This window comes from Stenotrophomonas sp. S41, from assembly GCF_016624625.1.
Taxonomy (GTDB): domain Bacteria; phylum Pseudomonadota; class Gammaproteobacteria; order Xanthomonadales; family Xanthomonadaceae; genus Stenotrophomonas.
In genome coordinates, this window is record NZ_JACVTV010000011.1 from 59,332 (window position 1) to 69,561 (window position 10,230).

Annotated in this window: 10 protein-coding genes; 7 read left to right on the plus strand and 3 right to left on the minus strand. The window is 68.4% G+C overall.

Features of this window, described 5'->3' with window-relative positions; all coding sequences use genetic code 11:
- Positions 1-3: 3 nt before the first annotated feature.
- On the minus strand, positions 4-549 hold the full coding sequence (locus IAE56_RS04425; protein ID WP_108768252.1) for a GNAT family N-acetyltransferase: 546 nt from the start codon (positions 547-549) through the stop codon (positions 4-6).
- Between the two features lie 117 nt (positions 550-666).
- The gene (gene rlmJ, locus IAE56_RS04430) at positions 667-1,524 is read right to left on the minus strand and encodes a 23S rRNA (adenine(2030)-N(6))-methyltransferase RlmJ (protein ID WP_200751619.1); all 858 of its coding nucleotides are present in this window, start codon (positions 1,522-1,524) and stop codon (positions 667-669) included.
- Positions 1,525-1,559: 35 nt separating this feature from the next.
- On the opposite strand from rlmJ, the gene creB reads away from it, so the two are divergent.
- The 7 genes from creB to IAE56_RS04465 all read left to right on the plus strand — a co-directional run bounded on the left by creB (position 1,560) and on the right by IAE56_RS04465 (position 9,301).
- Positions 1,560-2,288, plus strand: coding sequence for a two-component system response regulator CreB (gene creB / locus IAE56_RS04435; RefSeq protein ID WP_200751620.1), 729 nt, complete (start codon positions 1,560-1,562; stop codon positions 2,286-2,288).
- A gap of 3 nt (positions 2,289-2,291) precedes the next feature.
- Complete coding sequence (gene creC, locus IAE56_RS04440; protein WP_200751621.1) at positions 2,292-3,752, plus strand: two-component system sensor histidine kinase CreC; 1,461 nt, start codon at positions 2,292-2,294, stop codon at positions 3,750-3,752.
- 81 nt (positions 3,753-3,833) lie between these two features.
- Entirely contained in the window at positions 3,834-5,153 is a 1,320-nt protein-coding gene (creD, locus tag IAE56_RS04445; RefSeq protein WP_200751622.1) for a cell envelope integrity protein CreD, read from the plus strand.
- A 10-nt stretch (positions 5,154-5,163) separates the two neighbouring features.
- Positions 5,164-5,574: a hypothetical protein gene (locus IAE56_RS04450; protein WP_164075308.1), complete on the plus strand. Its 411-nt coding sequence runs from the start codon at positions 5,164-5,166 to the stop codon at positions 5,572-5,574.
- 147 nt (positions 5,575-5,721) lie between these two features.
- A complete protein-coding gene (locus IAE56_RS04455; protein WP_200751627.1) occupies positions 5,722-7,278 on the plus strand; it encodes a M20/M25/M40 family metallo-hydrolase in 1,557 nt (518 codons plus the stop codon).
- A 94-nt stretch (positions 7,279-7,372) separates the two neighbouring features.
- Positions 7,373-8,776 carry a glutamate--tRNA ligase gene (gene gltX / locus IAE56_RS04460; RefSeq protein WP_108768259.1) on the plus strand — a complete coding sequence of 468 codons (1,404 nt, stop codon included), beginning with the start codon at positions 7,373-7,375 and terminating at the stop codon, positions 8,774-8,776.
- Positions 8,777-8,809: 33 nt separating this feature from the next.
- Positions 8,810-9,301, plus strand: a complete 492-nt coding sequence (locus tag IAE56_RS04465) for a Fur family transcriptional regulator (protein ID WP_079221204.1) — start codon at positions 8,810-8,812, stop codon at positions 9,299-9,301.
- A gap of 62 nt (positions 9,302-9,363) precedes the next feature.
- On the opposite strand, the gene IAE56_RS04470 is transcribed toward IAE56_RS04465, so the two are convergent.
- The gene (locus IAE56_RS04470; protein ID WP_200751623.1) at positions 9,364-10,029 is read right to left on the minus strand and encodes a hypothetical protein; all 666 of its coding nucleotides are present in this window, start codon (positions 10,027-10,029) and stop codon (positions 9,364-9,366) included.
- Positions 10,030-10,230: the final 201 nt, after the last annotated feature.

Here is a 10,230-nt window from a genome sequence, read left to right on the forward strand (position 1 = left end):
ACCTCAGTTGTCCAGTTCCAGCACCATGCGCACCAGGCCATCGGCGCCATTGGGGTGCGGTACCGGCTTGAAGCCCAGCGAGGCGGCCAGCTGCTTCATCGGCTCGTTCTCGGCGGCCACGTCGCCATACAGACGGTCCAGGTACTTGCCGCGGCCCCACTTCACCAGCTTGCGCATGAGCTGGCGGCCAAGGCCCTGGCCGATCAGGAAGCGGCTGATCAGGATCGCGTACTCGGCTTCACGGGTACCAGGGATGATCGAGGCACGCGCGACCGCGCCAACCACCGCTTCACCGGCAGGCAGCGATTCGGCGGCTACCAGGGTGATTTCGGTCTTGGGGTTGGGGTGGGTCAGGCGCTGGGTGGTGTCCGCCGAAAGCTCGGTCACCGACTGCAGGAAACGGTCACGGATTTCTTCCGGCCCGAAGAGGCTGAAGGCGGCCTGCAGCGGCGCGCCGTCTTCCGGGCGGATGGGGCGGATCAGCAGCTCGTGGCCGCTGGGAGCCTTGAAGATCTCATGCCAGGGCGGCATGCGGTTGCGAGTGGCCATACCGGGTGATTCCTTGGTGGTCCATAGATTGTGGCATCACCGGGGCTGCATTCCGTGAACGAAAGGCTCACGGGCGTACAGCCTCGTGAAGACGGCAGATCGTCGCCTGATCGTGGCCTATTCGGGGGCCTTGAGCCAATCCAGGCGGGTGGTGGCACCCGGCTCGCCCAGGTGCTGGCGCAGCGCCGGCAGGGCCGGGCCGACCACCCGGTCGAACTGCCAGGGGGCATTGAGCAGCAGCATGCCGCTGCCGTTGAGGCGCAGCGGGGAATCGTCCGGACGCACCAGGAACTCGATGGTCATGGCCGATTTCACCGGCAGGGCGGCGGCCTTGCGCAGGAAATGCAGGATGGTGCGGCGCTGCTTGATCGGGAACCAGACCGCGCAGGTGGCCTGCGGCCAGCGCGCCAGGGTCTCGGCCAGGGCGGCCAGGATGGCCTGGTATTCGGCATCCTGTGCCTCGTACGGCGGGTCGATCAGCACCAGGCCACGGCCGATCTTGCTGCCGTTGACCTTCGGCGGCAGCTGCGAACGCAGCAGCGCGTAGCCATCGCCCTGGTGCACGCCGACGCGGTTGTCGTGGGCAAACAGCGCCTTCAGCTGGGCCGCTTCGTCGTCCTGCAGCTCGCAGACCGCCATCCGGTCCTGCGCGCGCATGGCCTGGGCACTCAGCAGCGGCGAGCCCGGGTAGGTGATCATCGCGCCCACCGGGTTGTCGGCCTGCACGGCCTTCAGGTAGCGCTCGATGATCTCCGGCAGCTTGGGCTGGGCCATCAGGCGCATGATGCCGTCTTCGGCCTCCAGGGTCTTGCGGCCCTCTTCGCTGGCCAGCAGGTAACGGCCGGCACCGCCATGGGTGTCGAGCACGAAGAACGGGCTGTCCTTGCGCTTGAAGCTGTCGATCAGGGCCAGCTGCACGATGTGCTTGAGGACATCGGCATGGTTGCCGGCATGGAAGGCGTGGCGATAGTTCATGGGCGGCAGTGTACGGGGCGGCGGCCGCAGCGGCTATGCTGCGCGCCATGACAGCCCCCGTTGCCCAGGTCCTGGTAGTCGAGGACGAAGCCGCCATCGCCGAAACCGTGCTGTATGCCCTGCGCAGCGAAGGCTACGCGGCCAGCCACTGCCTGCTCGGCGGGCAGGCCCTGCAGCGCCTGCAGGAGGGCGATGTGGACGTGGTGGTGCTGGACGTCGGCCTGCCCGACCTCAGCGGCTTCGAGGTCTGCCGCCGGCTGCGCGCCCTACCGGGGCCGCAGGCGCAGGTGCCGGTGATCTTCCTGACCGCCCGCAACGATGAGCTGGACCGCGTGCTGGGCTTGGAACTGGGCGCCGACGATTACATGGCCAAGCCCTTCTCGCCGCGCGAGCTGGTGGCCCGGGTACGCGCCCGGCTGCGTCGGGTGGCGCCGGCCGCCCCGGCCGTGGCGGCGGTCGAGCCCGGCTGGCGCGAGCACGGTGCCTTCGCCATCGACCGCGAGGGCCGTCGCATCCGCTACCAGGGCCACACCCTGGACCTGACCCGTTACGAATACGCCCTGCTGGAGGCGCTGCTGCAGCGCCCTGGCGCCATCCTCAGCCGCGCCCAGCTGATGGACCGCGGCTGGGACAGCAGCGCCGACAGTGCCGACCGCACCGTCGATACCCACGTCAAGACGCTGCGCGCCAAGCTGCGTGCGGCCGGTGCCAGCGACGACCCGATCCGCACCCATCGTGGCCTGGGCTACGCGCTGGAGACCTGAGCGATGCGCCTGGTACTGAAGCTGTTCCTGGGCTTCTTCCTGATCACCGGCATCGCCGCGTTCTTCGTCATGCGCGTGTTCGTCAACGAGGTGAAGCCGGGCGTGCGCCAGGCCATGGAGTCGACTCTGGTCGATGCGGCCAACGTGCTGGCCGAAATGGCCGCCGCCGACGTCAAGGCCGGCACGATCGGCAGCGGCAGCTTCACCCGCAACCTGGCCAAGGCCCGCCAGCGCGACCTGAAGGCGATGGTCTGGCGCTTCCCCAAGCGTTCGCTCGATTACCGGGTGACCATCACCGATGCGCGCGGCATCGTCATCTACGATTCGCTGGGCCGCGACGTCGGCCGCGACAATTCGCGCTGGAACGATGTCTACCGCACGCTGCGTGGCGAGTACGGCGCGCGCTCCAGCCCGGAAGTGCCCGGTGGCGAGGGCGACACGGTGATGCACGTGGCCGCGCCGGTCTACGACCCCGCCGATGGCCACACCCTCATCGGCGTGCTCAGCCTGGCCCAGCCCAACCGCAGCATCGATCCGTTCATCGCTGCCAGCCAGCGCGCCATCATGGAGCGTGGCGCGTGGCTGATCGGCCTGTCCGCGCTGGTCGGGGTGCTGGTGACGATGTGGCTGACCACCGGCCTCGGCCAGCTCAGCCGCTATGCGCGCGCCGTCACTGCCGGCGAGCCGGTGCCACCGCCGCGGCGTCGCCGCGATGAGATCGGCGATCTCGGCCAGGCCCTGGAAACCATGCGCCGCAAGCTGGAAGGCAAGGCCTACGTCGAGCAGTACGTGCAGTCGCTGACCCATGAGATGAAGAGCCCGCTGGCCGCCATCCGCGGCGCCGCCGAGCTGCTGCAGGAACCGATGCCCGATGCCGACCGCGCGCATTTCGCGCGCAGCATCGTCGACCAGCAGGAGCGGCTGACCGAGACCATCGACAAGCTGCTGGCGCTGGCCGAAGTGGAACAGCACGGCTGGCTGCAGACCCGCGACCCGATCGCGCCGGCCACCCTGCTGGACGATGCCGCTGCCGCCGCACAGGTGCGTGCACAGGCGGCCGGCGTGGTGGTGCGGATCGGTGCGGTGCCGGACCTGCGCGTGCACGGCGATGCCTATCTGCTGCGGCAGGCGCTGCAGAACCTGATCGACAACGCGGTGGCGTTCTCGGCGCCCGGCGGCGAGGTCGAGCTGGAGGCGGTGGCCGATGGCCCGGGCGTGCGCCTGCAGGTGGCCGACCGTGGCGCCGGTGTGCCCGAATACGCGCGTGACCGGGTGTTCGAGCGCTTCTATTCGCTGGCCCGTCCCGGCAGTGGCCGGCGCAGTTCCGGCCTGGGCCTGCCGTTCGTGCAGGAAGTGGCGCGCCTGCACGATGGCCGCGCCAGCCTCGAGCCGCGGCCCGGCGGCGGCACGGTCGCAAGCCTGTGGCTGCCGCTGGGTGGACCGGCGCAGCGCGCCCGCCGCTGACTTCACATTCGCTTCAAATTCGCCACAAACCCTGCTCACCGCCGCCGTCCATCCTGCAGTCCTCTGCAACGAGGACGGACGATGAAATCCCTGAAGATGCTGTTGCGGTTCGCCATCGTCGGCGGACTGATCCTGCTGCTGCTGATCCCGCTGACGATGATCCGCGGCGTCATCAACGAACGCAGTGCGTACCGCGACGAGGCCTTCTCGCGGGTGGCCGACAGCCGCGCCGGTGCGCAGCGCCTGGTCGGTCCGGTGCGGGTGGTGCCGTGGGTGGAACGCCAGCAGGTCGAGGTGGTCGACGCCAAGGGAAACAAGAAGACCGAGGAGCAGGTGACCGAAGGCCATTGGCTGCAGATGCCGGCCTCGCTGGACGTGGGCGGCGAGATGCTGCCGAGCCAGCGCGAGGTCGGCCTGTTCAAGGTGCCGGTCTACAGCTGGAACGGCCAGTTGAAGGCGACCTTCGCGGCCGACGATTACCCGGTGAAGCCCGGCCGCAGCTATGGCCAGCCGTACGTGGTGCTGGGCGTGTCCGATGCGCGTGGCCTGGTCGGCACTCCGGACCTGCGCGTGGATGGCAGACAGGTGCGGCTGCTGCCGGGTGTCGGCGCGGCCAGCGAGGTTGGCCGTGGCCTGCACGCGCCGGTGGCCGGTTTCGCCGAAAGCCACGGCGGCACCCTGGCCGGCAGCAGCATCGAACTGGACCTGCGTCTGGACGGCAGCCGCGCGCTGTCGGTGGTGCCGGTGGGCGATGACACCCGGATCGCACTGCACTCGCGCTGGCCGCACCCGTCCTTCAGCGGTGCGTTCCTGCCCAACGAACGCCGCGTCGATGCGCAGGGGTTCAATGCGCAGTGGGCGGTGTCCTCGCTGGCCTCGGATGCCCAGACGCAGCTGCGCCGTGACGGTGCGATGGACTCGCAGGCGGTGACTGTGTCGCTGGTCGATCCGGTCGACACCTATACCCAGGCCGACCGCGCCTCCAAGTACGGCATCCTGTTCGTGGTGCTGACCTTCGTCGGCTTCATCCTGTTCGAACTGATCAAGTCGCTGCGCATCCACCCGCTGCAGTACCTGATGGTCGGCCTGGCGCTGGCGATCTTCTTCCTGCTGCTGATCAGCCTGTCCGAGCACATCACGTTCTGGAAGGCCTACCTGGTCTCGGCCGTGGCCTGCATCGGCCTGCAGGCGGTGTACCTGGCCCATGTGCTGGGGCATTGGAAGCGCGGCCTCGGCTTCGCTGCGCTGCTGACCCTGCTGTACGGCGCGCTGTATGGCCTGCTGGTCTCGGAAAACAACGCGCTGCTGATGGGATCGCTGCTGCTGTTCGTGATCCTGGCGCTGGCGATGTGGGTGACCCGCCGGGTCGACTGGTACGCGCTGGGCGCGGAACTGAAGTAAGGAGCACGCCATGGGCTGGCGCCAGGGATTGTGGCAACGGGCACGGCAGGGCGTTCCGGCCCTGCTGGAAGTGGATGCACTGCTGCAGGCACATGGCGTGCTGGCGGCCCTGCCGGGGGCACGGATCGCCCCCGGCCTGGTCCGCTTCCAGCTGGCCGCGGTGACCTGCGAAGGATTGCAGCGCAAGGGGCTGGACTGGCTGGTCGGCGCGCGGCAGGGACGCGGCGCGCTGGCCGGGCGGGTGCCGCGCTACCGGCCATGGAAGGCCGGCGCGGCGGCGCTGTCGGAGATCGGCATCGACGGCCTGCCGCCGGATTGGCCGGCACATGCGGCGGTGTACGGCTGCAGCAGCGTGGACCAGCGCCATTGGCTGTTGCTGCTGCCGGAGCGCGCGCAGCTGTGGCTGGGGTGGCGTGGGTGAGCGCAGTGCCGCCCATGACCGATGGGACGGGGGCCGCCCACCGCCGCTGGCTAGACTCGATGGGTTGACGATCGAGCCGAAGGGCAGGGGTGTGGTGTGTTGAAGTGGAACGGGCTGAAGTGGGGCGTGCTGGCCACGGCGCTGGCGATGGGTGGCAACGCAATGGCGCAGCAGCGTGAACCGGTGGACCTGGACATGGTCAGCCGCATCCGCCAGGAGGCCTTCCACCGTTCGCAGGTGATGGACACCTTCAGCTACCTCACCGAACGCATCGGCCCGCGCCTGACCAATTCGCCGGCGATGGGCCGCGCCAATGCGTGGACCCGCAGCAAGTTCAGCGAATGGAAGCTGGACAACGTGCACGACGAAGCCTTCGATGATTTCGGCCGCGGCTGGGAATTCACCTCGGCCAGCGTGGAAATGCTGGGCGACCGCGTGCAGCCGCTGCACGCCCTGCCCAAGGCGTGGACGCCCGGCACCCGCGGCCCGGTCGAGGGCGAGCTGGTGCACGTGGAGATCAAGAAGCCCGAGGACATCGAGCAGTACCGCGGCAAGCTGCGCGGCAAGATCCTGCTGCTGGGCGAGGCGCGCGAGTACAAGCGCGGTACCGAGCCGGACTCGCACCGGCACGACGCCACCTCGCTGGAAGGCCTGCAGGAATTCACCCTGCCCAAGGACGTGGCCGCCGAACGGGCCAAGCGGGTGAAGGAATACAAGGAACGCCAGGAGCTGGCCGCCAAGGTCAACGCCTTCTTCGTCGAAGAGGGCGCGCTGGCATCGATCAGCATCAGCAGTTGGGACAACGGCATCATCCGCGTCGCCGGCGGCGGTTCGCGCAAGGCCGGCGAATCGGTGGGCATCCCGGAACTGGCGATGATCGCCGAGCACTTCAACCCGCTGGTGCGCGCGCTGGACGCCAAGCAGCCGGTACGCCTGCGCGTGGACGTGGCCGCGCGCTTCACCGACGAGGCCGACCAGCCCGGTTACAACACGCTGGCCGAGATCCGCGGCAGCAGGAAGCCCGACGAAGTGGTGATGATCGGCGCCCACCTGGATTCCTGGCACAGCGGCACCGGTGCGGCCGACAACGCCGCGGGCGTGGCGGTGATGATGGAGGCGATGCGCATCCTCAAGGCCACCGGCGCCAAGCCGAAGCGGACCATCCGCGTGGCGTTGTGGAGTGGCGAGGAGCAGGGCCTGATCGGCTCGCAGGCCTATGTGGCCAAGCACTTCGGCCGTTTCCCGGAACCCACCGACGCGGCCCAGAAGGCGCTGCCGGCCTCGCTGCGCGACCCGACCGGTGCCCTGCAGAAGACCCGCGATTACGGCAAGTTCCAGGTCTACTTCAACATGGACAACGGCTCCGGCCGCTTCCGGGGCATCTACGCCCAGGAAAACCTGGCGGCGATGCCGATCTTCGAAGCCTGGCTGGCCCCGTTCCAGGACGTGGGCGCCACTACCGTGGCCACCCGCAATACCGGCAGCACCGACCACATCAGCTTCGACCGGATCGGTCTGCCGGGCTTCCAGTTCATCCAGGACCGCCTGGACTACTTCACCAACGTCCACCACAGCCACCTGGACACCTGGGACCACGCCGAGCCGGACGACCTGAAGCAGGCCGCCGCCATCGTCGCCTCGTTTGCTTACAACGCGGCGATGCGCGAGCAGTCGTTCCCGCGCAAGGCTGAACCGCAGCCCTGAAAAACCGGGCGGGGGGGGCGGCCATGCGTCCGCCCCTCCTTGCCTTTCCGGGGCTGGTGGTAAAATCGGCGGATTCCCGTTCCCCGAGCCCTCCATGATCTGCCGCACCCGCTTCGCCCCCAGCCCCACCGGTTACCTGCACATCGGCGGTGCCCGCACCGCGCTGTACTGCTGGCTGGAGGCCCGCCACCGCGGCGGCGAATTCGTGCTGCGCATCGAGGACACCGACCGTGAACGCAGCACCCAGGGCGCGATCGACGCGATCCTGGAGGCGATGGACTGGCTGGGCCTGGACTACGACGTCGGCCCGATCTACCAGACCGACCGCGTCGCCCGTTACCTGGAAGTGGCCGAGCAGCTGGTGGCCGACGGCAAGGCGTACTACGCCTACGAGACCCGCGAAGAGCTGGACGCGATGCGCGAGGCCGCCATGGCCAAGCAGGAAAAGCCGCGCTACAACGGCGCCGCGCGTGAACTGGGCCTGCCGCGCAAGGACGACCCGAACCGCGTCATCCGCTTCAAGAACCCGCTCGACGGCACCGTGGTGTTCGACGACCTGATCAAGGGCCGCATCGAGATCGCCAACAGCGAGCTGGATGACATGGTCATCTTCCGCCCCGACGGCTACCCCACCTACAACTTCGCGGTGGTGGTGGACGACTGGGACATGGGCATCAGCGAGGTCATCCGCGGCGACGACCACATCAACAACACCCCGCGCCAGATCAACCTGTACGAAGGCATCGGCGCCCCGGTGCCGAAGTTCGGCCACATGCCGATGATCCTCGACGAGCAGGGTGCCAAGCTGTCCAAGCGCACCGGCGCGGCCGACGTGATGCAGTACAAGGACGCAGGCTACCTGCCCGATGCGCTGCTGAGCTACCTGGCCCGCCTGGGCTGGTCGCACGGTGACCAGGAGCTGTTCAGCCGCCAGGAACTGATCGAGCTGTTCGACGTGACCAACTGCAACTCCAAGGCCTCGCGCCTGGACATGGCCAAGCTGGGCTGGGTCAACCAGCACTTCCTGAAGACCGAGGAGCCGGCCAGCATCGTGCCGCACCTGGTCTACCAGCTGGAAAAGCTGGGCCTGGACGTGGCCGCCGGCCCGGCGCCGGTGGACGTGGTGATCGCCCTGCGCGAGCGCGTGCAGACCCTGAAGGAAATGGCCGAGAAGGCCGTGGTCTGGTACCAGCCGCTGACCGAGTACGACGACGCGGCCGTGGCCAAGCACTTCAAGGCCGGCGCCGAGCTGCCGCTGGGCAAGGCCCGCGAACTGCTGGCGGCCCTGCCGGAATGGACCGCCGAAGCCGTCGGCGTAGCCCTGCACGACGCTGCCGCCGCCCTGGAAATGGGCATGGGCAAGGTCGCCCAGCCGCTGCGCGTGGCCATCACCGGCACCCAGGTCAGTCCTGACATTTCCCATACCGTGTACCTGGCCGGCCGCGAGCAGGCCTTGAAACGCATCGATGTGGCCATCACCAAGGTAGCAACGGCCTGAGCCCTGCCGCCAGACCTGAACCGGAGAACGCGCATGCCCGCCAAACCAGCTTCTGCCTGTACCGCCCCGCACCACCACGTCCACGACGCATCGGATTTCGTGGCGGTGGTCGAGCGTGTCTCGCGTGAGCGCGGGCTGCGCCTGACCCCGATCCGCGCCAACGTGCTCAAGCTGATCGCCGAGGCCGGCAAGCCGGTCAAGGCCTACGAGCTGCTGGAGTGGGTGCGCAACGGCAAGGGTGTGGGCGCTGATGCCCCGCCCACCGTCTACCGCGCGCTCGACTTCTTGATGGCGAACGGCTTCGTGCACAAGCTGGAATCGGTGAATGCCTTCGTGGCCTGCCACCACCCCAGCAGCGCGGCGCATTCGGTGCCGTTCCTGATCTGCAACAGCTGCCACAGCGCGGTGGAGCTGGAAGACCGCGAGATCGTCACCCAGCTGGAAAAGCGCGCCAAGGAACTGGGTTTCCAGCCGCAGGCGCAGACCCTGGAAGTGCACGGCCTCTGCGCGCGCTGCGCCGGCTGACGCTACGGGATTCTGCTGGGGTCAGAGCCCTTTTGCCAAGGCAAAAGGGATCTGACCCCCTCTCACAGACGCTGCCGCAGCCGCTTCAACGCCACCTTGCGCGCAGCAACCAACTCTTCCTCCTCCAGCGCCAGCGACTGCAGCCACGCCATCGCTTCCGCCACCGATGCACCACGTGCGGCATACAGCGCCAGGCTGCGGCCCTGCGTCGTCGGCGCCTGTTCCCACGCGCGTTGAACCAGGCGCAGCAGCGACTGCTGCGTCGCCACCGGCACCACGACGCCCTTGTCGAACGACAGCAGCGAATTCAACGCAGCCAGCGCCCGCCACGGCGCCGACATCGGATCGCTCTGGCTGAAATCCGCCTGCGCGCAGAACCCCAGCAGCGCCATCACCGACGCCTCGCTGCGCACGTCCTCCAGCACACCGATCGCATAGGTTGCCCGCCGCGGATCATCCAGCAGCGGCTGCAGCCCCGCCACGCCACCGTGGCCGAATGCCGCACACGCCTGCGCCCACGGCGCCATCGGCGCAAGGTGGGTGCCATCGGCGTTGTACTGGAACTCCTCGCGCCAGCCGTACAGCGCACACAGGCGCTCGATCTCGGCCGCGCCATCGGCACCGTGTTCCAGCACCAAGCGGATCAGATCCTCCACTTCCACAGCACCGCCATGTTCCAGCGGCGCAGGCCCCTTGGCCGCCTTCTTGGCCAGTGCGTTGAATTTCATGATGAGTGATCGTTCCTGATCAGAAGCAGTCGAGCAAGGCTCGACTCTACAAATAAAGCGGAGCAACAGCCCCGCCCTTGATTTTATTCCTTTGATTCACGTGGCTGACGCGCACGGAGAATGTCCGTGGCCGGGTGGGTGGGCTGCGCAGGGGCGTGAGCCGCATGGATGCGGCGACCGAGCTTACAGGGACGTACTTGC